This is a genomic window from Erwinia sp. V71 (assembly GCF_965644245.1).
Taxonomy (GTDB): Bacteria; Pseudomonadota; Gammaproteobacteria; order Enterobacterales; family Enterobacteriaceae; genus Erwinia.
Genome location: NZ_CBFFRK010000041.1, coordinates 14,333 through 33,950, shown reverse-complemented (window position 1 = coordinate 33,950; position 19,618 = coordinate 14,333). Strand labels below are relative to the sequence as shown.

The 19,618-nt window shown below is 56.6% G+C and carries 18 protein-coding genes and 2 pseudogenes; 10 read left to right on the top strand and 10 right to left on the bottom strand.

The genetic code is table 11. The features are described 5' to 3' along the window. Nucleotides 1-373: pseudogene (locus ACSZO1_RS11075) on the top strand (hypothetical protein); the annotation flags it as partial. Here the strand turns inward: ACSZO1_RS11075 and ACSZO1_RS11070 are convergent. The 3 genes from ACSZO1_RS11070 to ACSZO1_RS11060 all read right to left on the bottom strand — a co-directional run bounded on the left by ACSZO1_RS11070 (nucleotide 330) and on the right by ACSZO1_RS11060 (nucleotide 3,544). Further along, nucleotides 330-1,349 carry a LacI family DNA-binding transcriptional regulator gene (locus ACSZO1_RS11070; protein WP_437612464.1) on the bottom strand — a complete coding sequence of 340 codons (1,020 nt, stop codon included), beginning with the start codon at nucleotides 1,347-1,349 and terminating at the stop codon, nucleotides 330-332. The pseudogene ACSZO1_RS11075 and the gene ACSZO1_RS11070 sit on opposite strands and share 44 nt — an antisense overlap. Before the next feature lie 125 nt (nucleotides 1,350-1,474). Then, nucleotides 1,475-2,485, bottom strand: coding sequence for a type I glyceraldehyde-3-phosphate dehydrogenase (gene gap / locus ACSZO1_RS11065; RefSeq protein WP_437612462.1), 1,011 nt, complete (start codon nucleotides 2,483-2,485; stop codon nucleotides 1,475-1,477). A 78-nt stretch (nucleotides 2,486-2,563) separates the two neighbouring features. Next, the gene (locus ACSZO1_RS11060; protein WP_437612460.1) at nucleotides 2,564-3,544 is read right to left on the bottom strand and encodes a GlxA family transcriptional regulator; all 981 of its coding nucleotides are present in this window, start codon (nucleotides 3,542-3,544) and stop codon (nucleotides 2,564-2,566) included. Nucleotides 3,545-3,732: 188 nt separating this feature from the next. On the opposite strand from ACSZO1_RS11060, the gene ascF reads away from it, so the two are divergent. The 3 genes from ascF (at nucleotide 3,733) to ACSZO1_RS11045 (ending at nucleotide 7,573) form a co-directional block, all read left to right on the top strand. After that, entirely contained in the window at nucleotides 3,733-5,199 is a 1,467-nt protein-coding gene (gene ascF / locus ACSZO1_RS11055) for a PTS cellobiose/arbutin/salicin transporter subunit IIBC (RefSeq protein ID WP_437612458.1), read from the top strand. Nucleotides 5,200-5,214: 15 nt separating this feature from the next. Continuing rightward, on the top strand, nucleotides 5,215-6,645 hold the full coding sequence (locus ACSZO1_RS11050) for a 6-phospho-beta-glucosidase (protein WP_437612456.1): 1,431 nt from the start codon (nucleotides 5,215-5,217) through the stop codon (nucleotides 6,643-6,645). A gap of 133 nt (nucleotides 6,646-6,778) precedes the next feature. Beyond that, a complete protein-coding gene (locus tag ACSZO1_RS11045; protein ID WP_437612454.1) occupies nucleotides 6,779-7,573 on the top strand; it encodes an HAD family hydrolase in 795 nt (264 codons plus the stop codon). 37 nt (nucleotides 7,574-7,610) lie between these two features. Here the strand turns inward: ACSZO1_RS11045 and ACSZO1_RS11040 are convergent, their stop codons facing one another. After that, nucleotides 7,611-8,381, bottom strand: coding sequence for a DeoR/GlpR family DNA-binding transcription regulator (locus ACSZO1_RS11040; RefSeq protein WP_437612452.1), 771 nt, complete (start codon nucleotides 8,379-8,381; stop codon nucleotides 7,611-7,613). 108 nt (nucleotides 8,382-8,489) lie between these two features. On the opposite strand from ACSZO1_RS11040, the gene hisN reads away from it, so the two are divergent. The 3 genes and pseudogenes from hisN to lldD all read left to right on the top strand — a co-directional run bounded on the left by hisN (nucleotide 8,490) and on the right by lldD (nucleotide 11,805). Further along, nucleotides 8,490-9,278, top strand: coding sequence for a histidinol-phosphatase (hisN, locus tag ACSZO1_RS11035; protein ID WP_437612451.1), 789 nt, complete (start codon nucleotides 8,490-8,492; stop codon nucleotides 9,276-9,278). Nucleotides 9,279-9,299: 21 nt separating this feature from the next. Continuing rightward, complete coding sequence (locus ACSZO1_RS11030) at nucleotides 9,300-10,463, top strand: MFS transporter (RefSeq protein ID WP_437612449.1); 1,164 nt, start codon at nucleotides 9,300-9,302, stop codon at nucleotides 10,461-10,463. 200 nt (nucleotides 10,464-10,663) lie between these two features. Then, a pseudogene (gene lldD / locus ACSZO1_RS11025) lies at nucleotides 10,664-11,805 on the top strand (FMN-dependent L-lactate dehydrogenase LldD). Here the strand turns inward: lldD and ACSZO1_RS11020 are convergent. The 4 genes from ACSZO1_RS11020 to ACSZO1_RS11005 form a co-directional block, all read right to left on the bottom strand. Continuing rightward, nucleotides 11,794-12,147, bottom strand: coding sequence for an MmcQ/YjbR family DNA-binding protein (locus tag ACSZO1_RS11020; RefSeq protein WP_437612447.1), 354 nt, complete (start codon nucleotides 12,145-12,147; stop codon nucleotides 11,794-11,796). The pseudogene lldD and the gene ACSZO1_RS11020 overlap by 12 nt on opposite strands. A gap of 220 nt (nucleotides 12,148-12,367) precedes the next feature. Beyond that, nucleotides 12,368-13,366, bottom strand: a complete 999-nt coding sequence (gene proX / locus ACSZO1_RS11015; protein ID WP_437612445.1) for a glycine betaine/L-proline ABC transporter substrate-binding protein ProX — start codon at nucleotides 13,364-13,366, stop codon at nucleotides 12,368-12,370. 10 nt (nucleotides 13,367-13,376) lie between these two features. Next, nucleotides 13,377-13,568 (bottom strand): hypothetical protein, encoded by a 192-nt coding sequence (locus ACSZO1_RS11010; protein WP_437612443.1) that lies wholly within the window; start codon nucleotides 13,566-13,568, stop codon nucleotides 13,377-13,379. Nucleotides 13,569-13,695: 127 nt separating this feature from the next. Further along, nucleotides 13,696-14,130: a MarR family winged helix-turn-helix transcriptional regulator gene (locus ACSZO1_RS11005; protein WP_437612442.1), complete on the bottom strand. Its 435-nt coding sequence runs from the start codon at nucleotides 14,128-14,130 to the stop codon at nucleotides 13,696-13,698. Nucleotides 14,131-14,367: 237 nt separating this feature from the next. Between ACSZO1_RS11005 and ACSZO1_RS11000 the strand changes: the two genes are divergently transcribed. Together ACSZO1_RS11000 and ACSZO1_RS10995 are read left to right on the top strand one after the other, a co-directional pair. After that, entirely contained in the window at nucleotides 14,368-15,795 is a 1,428-nt protein-coding gene (locus tag ACSZO1_RS11000) for a non-oxidative hydroxyarylic acid decarboxylases subunit C (RefSeq protein WP_437612440.1), read from the top strand. A gap of 10 nt (nucleotides 15,796-15,805) precedes the next feature. Then, nucleotides 15,806-16,042, top strand: a complete 237-nt coding sequence (locus ACSZO1_RS10995) for a non-oxidative hydroxyarylic acid decarboxylases subunit D (protein WP_437612438.1) — start codon at nucleotides 15,806-15,808, stop codon at nucleotides 16,040-16,042. 48 nt (nucleotides 16,043-16,090) lie between these two features. Here ACSZO1_RS10995 and ACSZO1_RS10990 read toward each other — a convergent pair whose 3' ends face one another. Together ACSZO1_RS10990 and ACSZO1_RS10985 are read right to left on the bottom strand one after the other, a co-directional pair. Then, the gene (locus tag ACSZO1_RS10990) at nucleotides 16,091-17,080 is read right to left on the bottom strand and encodes an aldo/keto reductase (RefSeq protein ID WP_437612436.1); all 990 of its coding nucleotides are present in this window, start codon (nucleotides 17,078-17,080) and stop codon (nucleotides 16,091-16,093) included. A 30-nt stretch (nucleotides 17,081-17,110) separates the two neighbouring features. Beyond that, the gene (locus ACSZO1_RS10985; RefSeq protein ID WP_437612434.1) at nucleotides 17,111-17,962 is read right to left on the bottom strand and encodes an aldo/keto reductase; all 852 of its coding nucleotides are present in this window, start codon (nucleotides 17,960-17,962) and stop codon (nucleotides 17,111-17,113) included. 249 nt (nucleotides 17,963-18,211) lie between these two features. Between ACSZO1_RS10985 and ACSZO1_RS10980 the strand changes: the two genes are divergently transcribed. After that, nucleotides 18,212-19,423 (top strand): multidrug effflux MFS transporter, encoded by a 1,212-nt coding sequence (locus tag ACSZO1_RS10980; RefSeq protein ID WP_437612432.1) that lies wholly within the window; start codon nucleotides 18,212-18,214, stop codon nucleotides 19,421-19,423. Nucleotides 19,424-19,618 lie beyond the last annotated feature (195 nt).

The following is a 19,618-nucleotide window of genomic DNA, read 5'->3' as shown; positions in this document are numbered from 1 at the left end:
GCAGGATAGCTTATCGGTAGCTAACCGTCCCTCCATCCACATGACCAAGCGTTGCACTTATTATCTGAATTCGCGAATTGGTAACTTTTACCATTTTGATACCCGCAGTACCTTTTCCTGCCAGCAGCGCTATCACACCATTATGCCGTTTGGCGAGGATGCCGGTTATATCCGCGTCGCGGAGGGCGAATACCGCGCAATTTATAAAAAACGCGGTATTGTCGATGCCGCGACGGTGAAATGTCTGCCCGATGGCGGCTTTAGCTGGTTCGGGATTAAATATGCTTCTGAAATTAATCGCCAGAATATTCGCCCGCCGGAGAAGAAAGCTACACCTGATAATACGGACCACGTCCCGTCGACGCGCGAATAATCAGCCCGGCAGGGAAGATATTGTCGGGAGATAAATAGCCACCATCCAGCATTGAAATCAGGCGGTCGATGACCGCGCCAATCATTTCACTGACCGGCTCTTTCACGCTGGTCAGTGCTGGCTGAAGATAAGCCGCATTAGGAATATTATCGAAACCGGCTACCGACACATCCTGCGGTACGCGCAGCCCGGCATCGCTGAGTGCTTTCATCGCGCCAATCGCCATATCATCATTACTCGCCAGCAGGGCGCTGAATGTGGCCTGCTCAGCCAGCAGTTTCTCCACCGCCGCCGCGCCGCTTTCCGCACTCCACTTTCCGGCCGCGATCATCTGTTCCTGCAAGGCAACCCCGGCCTCTGCCAGTGCCTGTTTATAGCCGGAGAGGCGTTCAGTGGCGGTGGGGGAATCAAGTGAGCCAGTGATAAAGGCAATATCGCGGTGCCCCTGTTGCAGCAGATAGCGCGTAGCCTGGTAACTGGAGGCTTTATGGTCGCAGCAGACGCAGTGGCTGAGATGTTTCCGCAACTGACGATTGACCACCATAATCGGCTGCCTGTGCTGTTCGATAATCAGATCCATGGCATCAACGGAAAGAAAACGCGGATAGATAATGATCGCGTCACAGCGCAGATCGAGCAGAAACTCAATCGCCTGACGTTCTTCGTCGGCGCTGTGCTTGCCATCCACCAGAATCAGCTGACGGCCATTGTCTTCCAGCTTTTTGGCTGCCTGTGACAATAATTCATTGAAGTAGCTGCCGTTATACAGGGTATTGGTGACCACCAGACCGATGCATTGCGAGGTACTGCTGGCAAGATTGCGCGCCAGCAGGTTAGGGCGGTAGCCCGCTTCTTCAATCGCCTTAAACACCTGTTCCCGGGTGGCTTCGCTGACGTAGCCTTTTCCGGACAATACGCGCGAAACGGTGGCTTTGGACACGCCGGCCTTTTTCGCCACTTCCTGCATCGTCGACATGACGGGTTCCTGAATTGTGCAAAATTATCATCATTCTACACATTTCTGTGCCGGGACGCGGCGGGAATACGCGCCGTAAAGTGCCTGCGATGACGGGGCGGCTTCAGCCACCCCGCAGTGACGGATTACAGACCGCGTTGGTCCAGCAGCAGTGCCAGCTCGACCAGCCGGTTAGAGAAACCCCACTCGTTATCGTACCAGGCGAGGATTTTCACCAGATTGCCGCCAATCACCAGCGTCGACAGGCCATCGATAATCGACGAACGCGGATCGCCGCGATAGTCGCTGGAAACCAGCGGTTCATCGCTGTAGCCAAGAATGCCCTGCAGCGGGCCAGACTCCGCGGCTTTGCGGAACGCTGCGTTCACCTCTTCCACGGTGACATCGCGTTTCAGCGTGACGGTCAGGTCGACAATCGATACCACCGGCACCGGCACACGCAGCGAATAACCGGTCATACGGCCATCCAGCTCCGGGATCACCCGGCCAATTGCTTTCGCCGCACCGCTGGAATAAGGGACAATCGACTGAGCGGCGGCGCGTGCACCACGCAGATCTTTCTCCGGCTGGTCATGCAGCGCCTGGCTGTTGGTGTAAGCGTGGGTGGTGTTCATCAGGCCATGCTCGATCCCAAAGTTCGGATGCAGCACCTGTGCGGCGGGCGCAAGGCCGTTCGTGGTGCAACTGCCGTTGCTGATAACAATATGTTTTTGCGGGTCATATTGCTGGTGGTTAACGCCGAGCACCACCGTCAGGTCATCGCCTTTTGCCGGGGCGGAGATAATCACCCGCTTCGCGCCACCGTGGGTGATATGGACTTCCGCTTTGGCACGTTCAGTGAAAAAGCCGGTCGCTTCAATCACGATATCCACGCCCGCGTCGCGCCACGGGATATTGGCCGGGTCGCGTTCGGAGAACACGCGAAGGGTTTTGCCATCCACCTGCAGCTGGCCCTCTCCGGCGCTTACCGGCACCGGCAGGGTGCCCAGCAGTGAGTCATGCTTCAGCAGATGGGCGAGGGTGTTGCTGTCTGTCAGATCGTTGATGGAGACAATTTCAATATCTGTGCGACCAAGCGCCGCACGCAGCACGTTACGACCGATGCGGCCAAAGCCATTAATACCGACCTTTACCATGATGTCCTCCAGTGATGTAGTGTCTGTCATCACTGGAGGCCTGGCCATTAATGGCTTAAATGACAAATAACGATCAATTTACGCCATTTTGCGACAATGGAAGCGCTGACGGTATTCGCCTGGTGTCAGATGCAGCTGTTTTTCAAAGATACGGCGCAGATTGAGGCTGCTGCCAAAACCCGTGGCGACCGCCACCTGCTCCAGCGTTTCCGTGGTCTGTTCCAGCCGGTGACGGGCTGCGGCCAGACGCGCCTCCGCCACATAACGGGCGGGCGTCGCGCCGGTTTCACGGCTAAAGACGCGGGTGAAATTACGCGGGCTCATGGCGATATGCTCCGCCAGTTTTTCCACTGACAGATCGGCAGCGAGATTGCTGAGAATCCATGTCTGCAGCGTGCTGACCGGGCCACTGCTCCTTGCCTGATTCAGATGGTAACGACTGAACTGTAGCTGACCGCCGGGGCGACGCAGATACATCACCAGGTCCTGCGCCACATCGCGCGCCAGCGTGAAGCCGTAATCCTCTTCAATCAGCGCCAGGGTTAAGTCAAAACCGGAACTGACACCGCCGGACGTCCATACCGGGCCATCCTGGATATACAGCGGGCCCCCTTCGACTTTCACGCGCGGGAAGTGTGCCTGTAGTGTTTCCAGCAACCGCCAGTGGGTGGTGGCGCGGCGACCATCAAGCAGACCGCTTTGCGCCAGCAGCAGGGCGCCGCCGCAGATGGAAACCACCCGGCGCGCATAAGGCGCGGCAAGACGCAGCCAGTCGGTGACGGCACAGGCTTCATCCTCACTCTGCCCGCGGCCGGTGATCATAATGGTGTCACGCGTTTCATCAGGGGCGAGCTGCGCCAGACGGTGGTCCGCCAGCAGGTTCAACCCGGACTGGCCGTGGATCACCTGATGTGGCTGGGTGGTGGCGACGGTGACACTGTAACGCGGCTGCGTTAAGCCTTCAGTGTGCAGACGGTTTGCCTGCATCAGAATGTCGGCGATACCCGTCGACTCAAACAGCATGCCCCCATCAGGGACGATAATCAGGATATTCTTCATGTCAGAAAAAGTACCTTATTGACAAAATAAGTCAATAAAGCGGCGCTGTCGCGACTGAAGGAGATCATCATCACAAAATGAAAATTATCTGCAAATGGAGCTTGAACTGTTACCAGTAACTAAACACTCTTGTGTGGAACCGGTTACCTATGAAGTAAAAACCTGATAACGATAAAGAGTGGTTGCTGATGTCGCAGAATTTTAATGCTGTATCCCAGTCTATCGTCGACGCCATTGGCGGCGCGGAGAATATTGCTGCTGTTACCCACTGCATGACGCGCCTGCGCTTTGTGCTGAATGATGAAACGATCGTCGACAGTGCCAGGCTGAAGGCGATTAAAGGGGTGATGGGGGTGGTGAAGAACGAGAAGCAGTGCCAGGTGATTATTGGCAACAATGTTTCCCGTGCGTATGCCGAAGTGCTGAAGCTGTTGCTTGCGGGCGTGTCTGCCGCGGTGGCCCCGCCGCAGCGCAATAAACTGACCTTAAAGCGTATTGGCGCCGGCATTCTGGATGCGCTGATTGGCACCATGTCGCCGCTGATCCCGGCGATTATCGGCGGCTCAATGGTGAAACTGCTCGCCATGATCCTCGATATGACTGGCGTCTTTGATAAAGGCTCATCGACGCTGGTTATCCTCAATGTGATTGGCGATGGCGCGTTTTTCTTCCTGCCGATCATGGTGGCAGCCTCGGCGGCGGTGAAATTTAAAACCAATATGTCGCTGGCGATTGCCATCGCCGGGGTGCTGGTGCATCCCAACTTTGTTGACCTGATGGCGAAAGCCGCGCAGGGGCAACAGGTCGAGTTTATCGGTCTGTCGGTGACGGCGGTGAAGTACACCTATACCGTGATCCCGGCGCTGTGTATGACATGGATCCTCTCTTACATTGAGAAATGGGTGGATCGCATTACCCCGGCTGTGACGAAAAACTTCCTGAAACCGATGCTGATTGTGCTGATTGCCGCGCCAATTGCCATCATGCTGATTGGTCCGCTCGGTATCTGGATCGGCAGCGCGATTTCGGCGCTGGTGTATACCATCCACAGTTATCTCGGCTGGCTCTCAGTGGCGATTATGGGGGCACTGTGGCCGCTGCTGGTAATGACCGGTATGCACCGCGTGTTTACCCCGACCATTATTCAGACAATCGCCGAAACCGGCAAAGAGGGCATGGTGATGCCATCGGAGATTGGTGCCAATCTGTCGCTGGGCGGTTCCTCGCTGGCGGTGGCGTGGCGCACCAAAAACCCGGAACTGCGCCAGACGGCGCTGGCGGCTGCGGCGTCTGCGATTGTCGCCGGGATTTCTGAACCGGCGCTGTATGGCGTGGCGGTACGGCTGAAACGTCCGCTGATCGCCAGTCTGATCAGCGGCTTTATCTGCGGCGCGGTGGCCGGGATTGCCGGGCTGGCCAGCCACTCGATGGCGTCACCAGGTCTGTTTACCAGAGTGCAGTTCTTCGACCCGACCAACCCGATGAGCATTGTCTGGGTGTTTGCGGTGATGGTGCTGGCAGTGGTGCTGTCGTTTGTGATGACCTTACTGCTGGGATTTGACGATATTCCGGTGGAAGACGAAAAAGACGAAAAAACCGCCAGCGCTGATGCGGCGGTGACCGCGCCCGCTCTGAGTGCGGTCAAAGCGAACTAAATAAAGGAGAAACTGATGTCAGCAACGGCATTTCCCGCAGGATTTTTATGGGGCGGTGCGATTGCCGCCAACCAGGCGGAAGGCGCATGGCGCGAAGGCGGCAAAGGGATCACCACGGTTGATATGATCCCGCATGGCGCGGAGCGTCTGGCGGTTAAGCTGGGTCAGCAGAAGCGTTTTAGCCATCGCGACGATGAGTTTTACCCGAGTCATCAGGCGATCGATTTCTACCATCGCTACAAAGAAGATATCGCGCTGATGGCGGAGATGGGTTTCAGCGTGTTCCGCACCTCGATTGCCTGGAGCCGCCTCTATCCCAATGGCGACGAGCTGACACCCAACGCGGAAGGCATCGCGTTTTACCGTGATCTGTTCGCGGAATGTAAGAAATACAATATCGAACCTCTGGTGACGCTGTGCCACTTCGATGTGCCGATGCATCTGGTGACGGAGTATGGCTCGTGGCGCAACCGCAAGATGGTGGAGTTCTTTGCCCGTTATGCGCGCACCTGTTTTGAAGCCTTTGATGGCCTGGTGAAATACTGGCTGACCTTTAACGAGATCAATATCCTGCTGCACAGCCCGTTCTCGGGCGCAGGGCTGGTGTTCGAAGAGGGCGAAAATCAGGATCAGGTGAAATATCAGGCGGCGCATCATGAGCTGGTTGCCAGCGCGCTGGCGACCAAAATTGCCCACGAAGTCAACCCGCACAATCAGGTTGGCTGTATGCTGGCGGGCGGCAATTTCTATCCGTCGTCATGCAAGCCGGAAGATGTCTGGGCCGCGCTGGAAAAAGATCGCGAGAACCTGTTCTTTATCGATGTGCAGGCGCGCGGCAGCTATCCGGCTTACAGCGCACGCCTGTTCCGTGAGAAAGGGGTTGAGATCGCGATGGAAGCCGGTGATGCAGAGATGCTGAAAAACACCGTCGATTTCGTCTCGTTCAGTTACTACGCCTCGCGTTGCGCGTCAGCTGAGATGAACGAGCTGAACAGCAGCGCCGCCAATATCGTTAAGTCACTGAAGAACCCGCATATCCAGGCCAGTGAGTGGGGCTGGGGGATCGACCCGCTGGGGTTACGCATCACCATGAATATGATGTATGACCGTTATCAGAAACCGCTGTTCCTGGTGGAAAATGGCCTTGGCGCGAAGGATGACATCAACGCGCAGGGGGAAATCAATGATGACTACCGCATCAGTTATCTGCGTGAGCATATCAAAGCGATGGCGGATGCGATTGCCGATGGCATTCCGGTGATGGGTTACACCTCGTGGGGCTGTATTGACCTGGTGGCGGCGTCAACCGGTGAGATGAGCAAGCGCTACGGTTTTGTCTATGTTGACCGCGATGATCACGGGCAGGGCACGCTGGCGCGTACGCGTAAAAAATCGTTCTGGTGGTACAAAAAAGTGATTGCCAGCAATGGCGCGGATTTAGCGTAACAGCAGAGGGCGGCGATCAGGTCGCCCTCTTTTTTTGCGGCAGAAAACAGCAACTGCCGATGATTGTTGGTGATCGTTTGTGCTGCTTTGTGATAGTTTATTCTCTCTTCGGGTCCTGAATAACGAGGTTACAATGATAAAACTGATCATCACCGATTTAGATGGCACCTTCCTCAATAATGATGGCGATTTTAACCGCCAGCTGTTCTCCCAGGTGAAAGCATTAATGGCACAGAAAGGCGTCCATTTTGCGCTCTGTACCGGCAAGCAGAGTGAGCGGGTGGAAGAGTTGTTTGGCGACGACGCGCGTGATTTCTGGATACTCGGCGACAGCGCGACACGTATCAAACATCAGGGCGACTACGTCTATCAGTCTCTGTTCAGCAATACGCTCGGGCAGGACATCATTGCGCAGATTGAGGCCGTCAGCCCGGAATCCGTGGTCATCGCCTGTACGCCTGAAGGGGCGTATCTGCGTCAGGATGTGGCACCGGAGCTGGTGGCGAAGATGAAAAAATCTTACGCCCGTGTGGTGCAGGTGGCCGCTTTCGCTGAAGTTAAATCCGATTTCTTCAAAATCACCGTTTACGATCACCAGCAACGTTGCCCGCAAATCAAACCGCATCTGGCGGCATTCTTCGATAAAACCTGGATCGTGGTATCGGAACCGGCCTGGATCGATATCACTGATGTCGGTGTGCATAAAGGGCATACCGTCGCGATTCTGCAGGAGAGACTGCGGGCGACGCCGGAGGAAACCATGGTGTTTGGCGACGGGCACAATGACGTCGAGCTGATGGCCGCGGCGACCTACAGTTTTGCCATGCGTAATGCGTTTGAGGAGACCAAACAGGCGGCGAACTTTATCACCGGGTACAACCATGATGATGCGGTGATGACGACGATTCAGCGCATGCTGAGCCTGTGACCTGATGGTGCTGACCTGTGCGGGTCAGCACCATGATTTATACCAGTTCAATTCTGATTTTTTTCTCAGCAAACACACCGACTTTCTCCTCCGCCAGCGCCTTTACCGCCACCAGTGTTGAAATGTCTTCACAGCTCGCGACGGCATAGCGTGCAACGCCGGGCATTTTATCGGCTGTCAGCGCCACGATAATTTCATTGCTGCGCTGAACCAGTGCGCGTTTAAACCCGGCATCTTCATAGTCGAAGACGGTGAGGCCAGTCTCCGGGTCCATCGCACAGCCATCGAGAAAGCATTGATCAAACCAGATTTTTTCCATCTGCTCCTGTGGCGTCACGCCCAGGCTGCCGCCGGTCAGCTTCTGTACCCGGCCACCCAGCAGAATCACTTCGCACAGCGGATAATTCATCAGTTCCACGGCAATCTGCGGTGAATTGGTCACCAGCGTTAAGGGCAGATGATCCGGCAGATGGCGGGCAATCGCCAGATTGGTCGAGCCGGAATCAATAAAGATACAGCCGCTGCTCTTGATCAGCGCCGCACAACCCACGCCGAGCGCGTTCTTCTCCGGGCTGCCATCTCGTGCCCGGTTAATGAAACTGTCAGCTTCATCGACCATACTGACGGCGCCACCATACACGCGTTTGCAGATGCCTTCGCGCGCAAGCTCCTGAAGATCCCTGCGGATTGTGTGTTCGGAAACCTGCAGCTGAGCGGAAAGGTCGGCACAAACCACTCTGCCTTCCTCACGCAGTTTCTGGCGAATCAGTGATTGCCGTTGTTGCGGGAAAGTTGCATAATCGAGCATGAAAAATCCTTCTATTACCTTAAACAAGCATAAGTGAGCATGGTGATGGTATAGCATGTCGTGTGCAACTTTACCATGGCCGACAGCTCACAAGGGAGTATGACGAAGATGAGCCCTCCTCTGCCCGATATTGCCTTTTTACATCAGTTGGCGAATGCCGCAAGTCTGGAAACCCTGCCGCGTTACCGCCGTGAGCTGCAGCAGGTGGAAAGTAAGCCCAAAGAGGGCTTTCGCTTTGACCCGGTGACCGAAGCCGATCGCGCCGCAGAAAAAGTGATGCGTGAGCTGATTGCACAGCATTATCCGCAGCACGCCATTATGGGCGAAGAGTTCGGCAGCAGCGGCGACGGCCCGCTCCAGTGGGTGCTTGACCCGATTGACGGCACGCGTCCGTTCCTCTGCGGCATTCCGGTATGGGGCACGCTGATTGGCCTGCAGCACCAGGGCCGCGCCGTGATGGGGATGATGAGCCAGCCATTTATCGGTGAGCGCTTCTGGGCGGATGGCCAGCGCGCATGGGGCAGCAGTGTGCATGGTCTGCAGCCACTGCAGACGCGCAAAAATGTCGCGCTGGCCCAGGCAGTGCTGCATACCACGGCGCCGAAACCGGCCGGGATGCACAGTGACATTCAGTTTGCTGCTCTGGAACAGCAGGTGCTGATGACGCGCTATGGCGGTGAGTGCTACGCCATGGCGATGCTGGCGGCCGGGCGCATCGATATTTGCGTTGAATTCTCGCTGCAGCCTTACGATATTGTGGCGCTGATTCCGATCATCGAACAGGCTGGCGGGGTGGTCACCACGCTCGACGGTGGACGGGCGGAAAACGGTGGGGCGGTGGTCGCCAGCGGTTGCCCGGCGCTGCATCAGCAGGTTCTTGCTATTCTTAACGACTAATCATCAGGGAAACAGAACGTTATGCCAGATTTTACCCGCACCCTTACGGCGGATGCACCGGCATTTGTGCCGGCGAAACGTGAACAGGTCGCGACGCGACTGATGTTTTTTATGGCGGGTTTCGCCACCGCCGCCTGGGCGGCACTGGTGCCTTTCGCCCGTCTGAACACTGGCGTCAGTGATGCTGAGCTGGGGCTGTTGCTGCTGTGTCTCGGTGGCGGTGCGCTGGTTGCAATGCCGCTCACCGGGCCGCTGACCACACGCTTTGGCTGTCGTGCGGTGCTGATCGTTACCGTGCTGCTGTTCAGCATGATGCTGCCGCTGCTGTCGGTCGTCGACAGCAGTCTCTGGCTGGCACTGGCGTTACTGGTGTTTGGCGTCGGCGTTGGCATTACCGACTGCGCGATGAATGTACAGGCGATCATTGTCGAAAAAGCTGCAGACCGGCCGGTGATGTCCGGCTTCCATGGCTTCTACAGCGTCGGAGGGATTGCTGGCGCGGGCGTGATGAGCGTGCTGATGATGCTGGGGATGTCGCCGCTGCTGGCCAGTATGGTCGTGTCAGGAAGCGTGCTGGTAATGTTAGTGCTGTGCTATAGCGGTTTACTCAGCTATGCCAATCCCTCTTCCGGCCCGGCATTTGCCTTCTCGCGCGGCGCGGTGTTCCTGCTCGGCGCCGTATGTTTTGTCAGTTTCTTGGCCGAAGGCGCGGTACTGGACTGGAGTGCAGTATTTTTGACCCAGTATCGTGATTTACCAGAATCGTCCGGCGGACTGGGGTTTGCCTGTTTTGCCGCCACGATGACGCTTGGCCGCTTAACCGGCGACCGTATTGTCGCGTATTTTGGCGCGTATCCGGTGGTAGTGGTGGGGGCGCTGACAGCAATTGCGGGTTTCTGTCTGTCAGTTTTTGTTCCGCACTGGCTGTTCTCACTGTGCGGCTATGCGCTGATTGGTATCGGCTGTGCCAATATTGTGCCGGTGATGTTTTCTGCGATTGGTCGCCAGACCAGCATGCCGCAGGCGGTGGCGGTGCCCGCCGTGACCACTATGGGCTATCTCGGTATTCTGGCCGGTCCGGCCAGTATCGGTTTTGTCGCCCAGTTAAGCTCGCTGCCGATGGCATTCCTGCTGGTGGCCGTGCTGCTGTTGCTGGTGGCACTGGTCGCGCGTAAAGCGACCTGACTATTGCTCCTTCCCCCATGTAATGGGGGAGGGAACACCTGACTCAGTACCGGCCTTTCCTCAGCCGCGAGGGCGTCAGAAATAGACAGGCACGCGTTAAAAATGGCAACCAGACAAAGGTCACGCAGCGGAGATTTTGCTGAGATAGCGCCATACTCACGACAACGTACCGCTACGCCTGCAAATCAAAAGAGGGACTGATGATTATCTCCGCATCCACGGATTATCGTGCGGCTGCCCGACGCCGCCTGCCGCCTTTCCTGTTCGACTATATCGATGGTGGTGCTTACAACGAACATACTCTGCACCGTAATACGGCTGACCTGGCGGATATCGCTTTGCGCCAGCGGGTGCTGAAAAATATGTCGGCACTGAGTCTGGAAACCACCCTGTTTGACGAAAAACTGGCGCTGCCACTGGTGCTGGCGCCGGTAGGCCTGACCGGCATGTATGCCCGGCGTGGTGAAGTGCAGGCCTCGCGTGCGGCGGCAAAGAAAGGCATTCCCTTTACGCTGTCGACAGTCTCAGTGTGCCCGATAGAAGAGGTGGCACCCGCGATTAACCGGCCGATGTGGTTCCAGCTGTACGTACTGAAAGATCGCGGCTTTATGCGCAATGCGCTGGAGCGCGCGCAGGCAGCAGGCGTGAAAACGCTGGTGTTTACCGTCGATATGCCGGTGCCGGGAGCACGTTACCGCGATGCTCATTCCGGGATGAGTGGCCCGTATGCTGCGCAGCGGCGGATGTGCAGGCCGCGCTGCATCCGCAGTGGGCGTGGGATGTCGGTGTGCACGGCAAGCCGCACGATCTCGGCAATGTCTCCGCGTATCGCGGTCAACCCACCACGCTGGAAGATTATATCGGCTGGCTGGGTGCCAACTTCGATCCGTCGATTTCCTGGCAGGACCTGGAATGGATTCGTGAGTTCTGGCAGGGACCAATGATTATCAAGGGCATTCTGGATGCCGATGATGCGCGCGATGCGGTGAAGTTTGGCGCAGACGGTATTGTGGTTTCGAGCCACGGCGGGCGTCAGCTGGACGGCGTACTCTCCACCGCACGCGCGTTACCGGCGATTGCTGATGCGGTGAAAGGTGATATCACCATTCTTGCCGATTCCGGTATTCGAACCGGGCTGGATGTGGTGCGCATGCTGGCGCTGGGCGCAGACAGCGTGATGCTGGGGCGGGCTTTTGTCTATGCGCTGGCCGCGGCGGGCGAAGCCGGTGTGGTGAACCTGCTGGAACTTTTTGAGACAGAGATGCGGGTGGCGATGACGCTGACAGGCGCGAAATCCATCGCCGACATTAGCCGCGATTCACTGGTGGGCTTAACGCGCTAACTGCTCACGATCGGATTTTTTCAGTGTCGCCACTACCAGCTGGTATGACGTGGTCATCAGATCCACCAGCATGGCGTCACTGATATCGCCATTCAGGTCGACAGAGATCCAGTGTTGTTTATTCATGTAGTAACCCGGCACGATCGCGGCGAATTCATCGACCAGCAGCGTGACATCCGCTGGCGTGGCTTTCAGCGTCAGCAATGTCTGCGCCTCCCGCTGTGACAGCGTGGCAAACATTTTTCCCCGCACTTTATACACCTGTGCCTGCGGGCCAAAAGGGAAGGAGAGTTCTGCTGCGCGGCAGGCAGTAAGGAATTCAGCGATTTCCGTCAGAGTCATGGGGCGTCCTTATTGATGGTTCTCCGTGGTGGCGTTAAACCACAACCGCTGTATCAGCCGCTGCGGTTCAGTGTGCTAACGGCGATGAGTGTCGCGGATCATCGGGCAGCTCACCCATTATCCACACAGTGGGCCGGATTGCCCACGGCAAAGAAATGGCCCGCATGCTGGCGGGCCATGATCGTCCGCGTCAGCGGTAACGGGTGAGCGGCAGCGTGACTTACTGCGCGGCTGCGGCAGCCTGTTTTACCCAGCCATCAAAGGTGGCCTGATGCGCCTTGATCCAGCCATCCACATGCCGCTGAATGTCCTCAGCGGAAGATTCACCGGCATGCATACGCTGATTCTGCGCATTCACATCCGCCAGCGGCAGCTTCACAATGGAAAACAGCTTCGCGGCGGCAGGGTTTTGTGCGGCCCACTGCTTGTTGGCAACCACACGTTCGTTATTCGCTTTAAAGCCGTAGTTTTTGCCGTTGGATAGACGGGTATCGACATCTTTTTGCGAGCCCGGATTGGCCGAGAACGGCACCGTCAGCCACACCACATCTTTGCCTGGTTTCAGCACATCACTGACCCAGTATGGCGTCCAGGTAAAGTAGAGCACCGGCTGGCCGGCTTTATAACGGCTCAGGGTGTCAGCAATAATGGCGGAGTAGTTACCGCTGTTCTGCGCCACGGTATTGCTCAGACCATAGGCGTTGATTTGCGTATCGATCACTGAACCACACACCCAGCCCGGATTGCAGCCTGCCAGGTCGGCTTTGCCATCACCATCAGCATCGAACAGCTTCGCCAGTTTCGGATCTTTCAGCTGGGAAATATCAGTGATGTGATACTTATCGGCGGTCTTTTTATCAATCAGATAGCCCTGAGCAGCACCGCTGATATAGACGCCTTCACGATAGAATTTTTTCTCGCCACCGGCTGCGTTATACATATCGGTCTGCAGTGGTTCCCAGTTTACCGCCATATAGGTGGCGTCACCGGCAGCAATGGCGGTATAGGCGACGTTGTACTCCACTTCTTTGATCGGCTGGACGTCATAGCCCAGTTTGACCAGCGCGCGGTTTACCAGTTCGGTCTGAAAGGCCTCTTCCGGCAGCGTACTTTGAAACGGATAGACCGTGACACCTTTGCCGGGTAAATCGGCGGCGAACAGTGTCGGGCTGGCGAAGAGTGTGGCAAGGGCAATAGCGGTGATTCCTGTGTTGGGCATAATTTAAGCCTTATTGTTTTTTACAAGTGAAGCCAGAAATGGCAGGAATATTCCCGAATTGATGCAAGGGGAAATGAAGAAGGGTGGGGAAAGTCAATACTGCGCACAGCACGTCATCGGTGGCCTGAGCGATCAGTGGGGTTGCCCTGAATGCAGGGATGGGGTTGTTCTGCGGGAACTGCTGATGATTTACGATCGTCATGCGGTTAGTTATGGCTTATCACTGCCTCGTCGCGCGGTGTAACGGCGTGAGACGCGCCTTTATTCTTCCTGGTTATCAAATTGTGAACTGTTTATACCCTAACATACTGAGCCTGTGAGACAAGCTTCTATTTTTCCTCACCGTAATGGCTGTCACCGACCATTTGCTGTAGCAGGGCGATCAGCTGTTGCTGTTCTGCTGATGCCAGCCGCGACAGAAATGCATTATCCACCGCGCTGGCAAGGGGCGTGGCCTGCTGCAGCGTGGTTTCCCCCAGCGCGGTCAGGAAAATAAAGCGGCGACGGCGATCCTGCTCACCCTGCTGGCGACGCACCAGACCTTTCTTTTCCATGCGCATCAGCATTTCCGCCAGCGTGGCCTTGGTGCTGAGTGCCGCATCGATCAGATCCACCTGCTCAATACCTGGCTGCGCCGCCACGGCGCAAAGGACGGAAAATTGCTGCTTGGTCAGCTCAGGCAGCGCCTGCTGCCAGGCGGCAGTATGCTCCTGAAACAGCTGACGCATCAGGTGGAAAGGCACGCTGGCAAGGGATTTGGTCATCGGTTTAGCCCGGTTCAGGAAACAGTCAGGATTATTTTAGCAAGCCTGGCGGCAGCTGTATCCTGCTGATTTTGCACAGGCTCTGGCGCAGTATTGTGGCGTTAATTGTTCGTATAAGAATATTTTTCCCCGCCGTCTCTTGTCTGTCTGCCATCACAGCGCTATGGTAAGTAAATGGTTCGTATAAGAACAAAATAAGATATGTCCACGACTGACAGAAAATAAGGAGGAGCCATCATGGCTTTTGATGATTTGCGCAGTTTTTTACAGGCGCTGAATGAGCAGGGGCAACTGCTGGAAATTGAAGAAGAGGTGAATGCGGAACCGGATATTGCCGCCGCCGCCAACGCCACCGGACGCATTGGTGAAGGCGCGCCCGCCATCTCATTTCGCCGCATTCGCGGTTTTGACCACGCGCATGTGGTGATGAATACCATCGGCTCCTGGCAGAACCATGCGATTTCGCTGGGACTGCCGGCGAACACGCCGGTGAAACAGCAGATTGACGAGTTTATTCGCCGCTGGGATACCTTTCCCGTCGCGCCGGAACGTCGTGCCAGTCCGCCCTGGGCGCAGAACGAGGCGAATGGCGAGGAGATTAACCTGTTCGATATTCTGCCGCTGTTCCGCCTGAATGATGGCGATGGTGGCTTCATTCTCGATAAAGCCTGCGTGGTGTCGCGTGACCCGCTTGATCCGCAGCATTTCGGTAAGCAAAACGTCGGGATCTATCGCATGGAAGTGAAGGGTAAGCGCAAGCTTGGCCTGCAACCGGTGCCGATGCACGATATCGCGCTGCATCTGCATAAAGCGGAAGAGCGTGGCGAGGATCTGCCCATCGCCATCACGCTAGGTAATGACCCGATTATTACCCTGATGGGCGCGACGCCGCTGAAATATGATCAGTCGGAATATGAAATGGCAGGGGCGCTGCGTGAGTCGCCTTATCCGATTGCCACCGCGCCGCTGACTGGTCTTGATGTGCCGTGGGGCTCGGAAGTGATTCTCGAAGGGGTGATCGAAGGTCGCAAACGCGAAATCGAAGGGCCGTTTGGCGAGTTCACCGGCCACTATTCCGGCGGACGCAATATGACGGTGGTGCGCATTGATAAGGTGTCATGGCGCAGCAAACCGATTTTTGAATCACTGTATCTCGGCATGCCGTGGACAGAAATTGATTACCTGATTGGGCCTGCCACCTGCGTGCCGCTGTATCAGCAACTGAAAGCCGAATTCCCGGAAGTGCAGGCGGTAAATGCCATGTATACCCATGGTTTGCTGGCGATTATCTCCACCAAAAAACGTTACGGCGGTTTTGCCCGCGCGGTGGGACTGCGGGCAATGACCACGCCACACGGTCTCGGCTATGTGAAGATGGTGATTATGGTGGATGAAGATGTTGACCCGTTCGATCTGCCACAGGTGATGTGGGCGCTGTCGTCGAAAGTGAATGCGGCGGGGGATCTGGTGCAGTTACCGAATATGTCGGTGCTGGAACTCGACCCTGGCTCCAGCCCGGCGGGGATTACCGACAAGCTGATTATTGACGCCACCACCCCGGTGTCGCCGGATAACCGCGGCCACTACAGCCAGCCGGTGAAAGACCTGCCGGAAACCGCGATTTGGGTGGAAAAACTGACCGCCATGCTGGCGACGCGTAAATAAGGAGAAGAGCATGATTTGTCCACGTTGTGCCGATGAACATATTGACGTAATGGCGACCTCGCCGGTGAAAGGTGTCTGGACGGTGTTTCAGTGTCAGCACTGCCTGTATACCTGGCGCAATACTGAACCGCTGCGCCGCACCAGCCGTGAGCACTACCCTGAAGCGTTTCGCATGACGCAGCAGGATATCGATAATGCGCCGGAAGTGCCGGCGGTACCGCCGCTGCTGGCGGGCTATGGCGGCTGAGTCCGTCACTCCCTCCTTCTCTAAGGCAGAGAAGGAGGGCTGGGGCCGTTAGCGGCCGACTCGCGCCTGCAATTCTGCCGGATAACGATCGCCGACGATACGCACGCTCTCCAGCGTCTGCTGAATATTATGCAGTTCTGCCGCACTGAGGGTCACTTCCGTGGCCGCCAGATTTTCTTCCAGGCGCGCCAGCTTCGTGGTGCCCGGGATCGGCACAATCCACGGTTGCTGCGCCAGCAGCCAGGCCAGGGCGATTTGCGCCGCTGTCACGCCTTTTTCCTTGGCAATGCTTTGCAGCAGGGTCACGAGTTGCTGATTGGCGGCCAGCGCATCGGCGGCAAAGCGGGGCACTTTGCTGCGGAAATCGTCCGTGCCAAACTGGCTGCCCGCCGCGATGGCGCCGGTCAGAAAACCTTTCCCCAGCGGACTGAACGGCACAAAACCAATCCCCAGCTCCGCCAGCAGCGGCAGGATCTCCTGCTCCGGTTCACGCCACCACAGCGAATATTCACTCTGCAATGCCGCCACCGGTTGCACCGCATGCGCGCGGCGAATGGTTTCCGCCCCCGCTTCCGACAGACCAAAATGTTTCACTTTGCCTTCGGCAATCAGATCGCGCACCGTGCCCGCCACATCTTCAATCGGCACCGCCGGGTCAACCCGGTGCTGGTAGAGCAAATCGATGACGTCGGTTTTCAGGCGGCGCAGTGAACCTTCAACGGTGGTACGAATATGCTCCGGACGGCTGTTGAGAATTTGCTGTTTATTGTCTGCGCCAAAGGTAAAACCAAACTTGGTGGCAATGATCACCTGGTCGCGCAGCGGTTGTAGTGCTTCACCCACCACTTCTTCATTCAGATACGGGCCGTAGACTTCTGCGGTATCAAAAAAAGTGACGCCTCGCTCTGCTGCATTGCGGATTAAGGCGATAGCCTCACGGCGATCGGTCGCCGGGCCATAACCATGGCTCAGCCCCATACAGCCGAGGCCGAGTGCCGAAACTTCGGGGCCGGACTGGCCGAGAAGACGTTTTTGCATTGTCGTGTTCCTCACAGGTGAGTGGATGGTTCAGACATCCAGTTTGCGTTGTGTCAGCCACTCGACGCGTGCCGGGTCGCGGTGGCTGAAGAAGGAGCTGGTGGCGGTATCCAGCGCGCTGATGTGCATCATGTCCTCTTCACTGAGGGTGAAACTGAGCACGTCCAGATTCTCTGCCATACGTGCCGGGCGCACGGTTTTGGCCAGCGAGACGATGCCGCGCTGATACAGCCAGCGCAGCACCACCTGGCCGACGCTTTTGCCATAGCTGGCACCGATCTTCAGCAGCAGCGGATGTTCAAACAGGCCGTTACGCCCTTCCGCGAACGGTGCCCAGGCTTCCGGCTGTATACCGCGGCTGCGCATCCACGCGGCTGCATGCAGTTGCTGATTAAATGGATTCACCTCAACCTGATTGACCGCCGGGGTAATGCGGTTAAAGGCGATCAGGTCGGCCAGCCGGTCAGGATGGAAGTTACTGACGCCAATCGCGCGGATTTTTCCTGCCTGCTGCAGTTCTGCCATCGCCCGCAACGCGCCGTGCACATCGCCGTAGGGCTGATGGATTAAGTACAGATCGAGGTAGTCGAGCTGCAGGCGGTTCAGCGAGCGTTCAAACTGCGCTTTCGCGCCCGCGTAACTGGTGTCCTGCAGCCAGAGTTTGCTGGTGATAAACAGCTCATCGCGCGCCACACCGCTCTGACGCAGGGCATTCCCCACCTGCGTTTCATTCTGGTAGGAAGCGGCGGTATCAATCAGGCGGTAGCCGCAGTCGATGGCCTGGATAACGGCGGTTTCACATTCGGCGGGGTCGGTCATCTGATAGACGCCAAATCCCAGTAATGGCATGGCAATGCCATTGTTTAAGCGGATGCTTTGCATGGAGTTGCTCCGGGAAAAACAAGGTGGTCAACAGCATAGCGCGCCAGCAGGGAGGTGATTAGCGGGGGTAATCGGCATAAGTTAATGAGTGGTATTCATGAATCGTACAGCAGGATGATCGCGCTGCATCGCAACATAATCAGCGCGGATTAATGAATAAAGTTCATTACCACATACCGTTTTACGCGGATTATCTGGCCTGATTTTTCCCATAACATAGCCTTTTTTATCCAGCGTTTACGGGAAACTATGCCTCACAATCACCTGCAGACTGTACCTGCGCAGCCTGCTGCGCACGGCGTGCTGTTTATTCTCATCCTGAGTGCCTTAATGGCGTTCACCTCACTTTCCACTGATATTTATCTGCCTGCGATGCCCGTGATGTCGGCAGAACTGCAGGGCGACAGCGAACTGACCGTCACCGGATTTTTAATCGGTTTTGCCATTGCCCAGTTAATCTGGGGACCCATTAGCGACCATTCTGGCCGCCGTCCGCCGTTATTTATCGGCATGGTGCTGTTTATCATCGGCTCCGCGGGCTGTGCGCTCTCCGGCGATATCAGTCAGATTGTGTTCTGGCGGGTATTTCAGGCACTGGGTGCCTGCACCGGACCGATGCTGGCGCGTGCGATGATCCGGGATCTGTATGGCCGTACTCAGGCGGCGCAGATGCTTTCCACGCTGGTACTGGTGATGGCGATTGCACCTATCGCCGGACCGCTGGTGGGCGGGCAGATGATCCGGGTAGCGTCGTGGCAGACCATTTTCTGGCTGCTGGCGGCGATGGGCGCATTGATGCTGATTGCGCTGTACTGGCTGCCGGAAACGCTGCCGCCTGATCGCCGGGTAAAAGCGTCGCTGCGTGGTGCATTCGTCAGTTATTACCGCTTGCTGAGCAATACTGCCTTTATGCGCTATACGCTGTGTCTGACATTTTATTATGTCTCGGCTTACGCCTTTATTACCGGCTCGCCGCTGGTCTATATCCGTTATTTCGCGGTGGAGCCGCAGTATTACGGCGGGTTATTTGCGCTCAATATTCTCGGTGTGATGGCGATGAGTGTGGTTAACCGGCGACTGGTGCTGCGTTATTCGCTGGACAGTCTGCTGAAGGTGGCGACGCGGATTGCCGGTATGGCTGCGGTAGCGCTGGCGCTGGTGGCAAAACTTGACGGTGGGCTGCTGCTGACCGTGCTGTGCGTGTTTGTCTTTTTTGCCATGAATGGCATTGTTGCTGCGGCATCCACTGCCGCCGCGCTGGATGAAGTGCCGGCGATTGCCGGTGCGGCATCTGCGCTGATTGGTTCACTGCAGTATGGCAGTGGCATTATCTCTTCGCTGCTGCTGGCACTGTTCAGTGACGGGACACCCTGGACGATGGCCTGGATTATTGCGTTATTTACGTTGCTCAGCGCCGCGATGCTACTGCTTCCCGCGCGTAAAATGATGGCAGCTGCATAGCGGCAGCAAAAATCGTGCTGTTTGTCGGGTTGATTTCGCGGCCGGGATACGCCAGTCTGCTGAAGATCGCTGTTAAGCGACTGAAAGGTAAATATTCATGCCGTGGGCGAATGCGGTATAGTGGTGTCGCCGCAGTTCTGCGTGAAGATGCGGTATCGTTTATTTACATCAAAGAATAGCGGCCGGAACATCGCT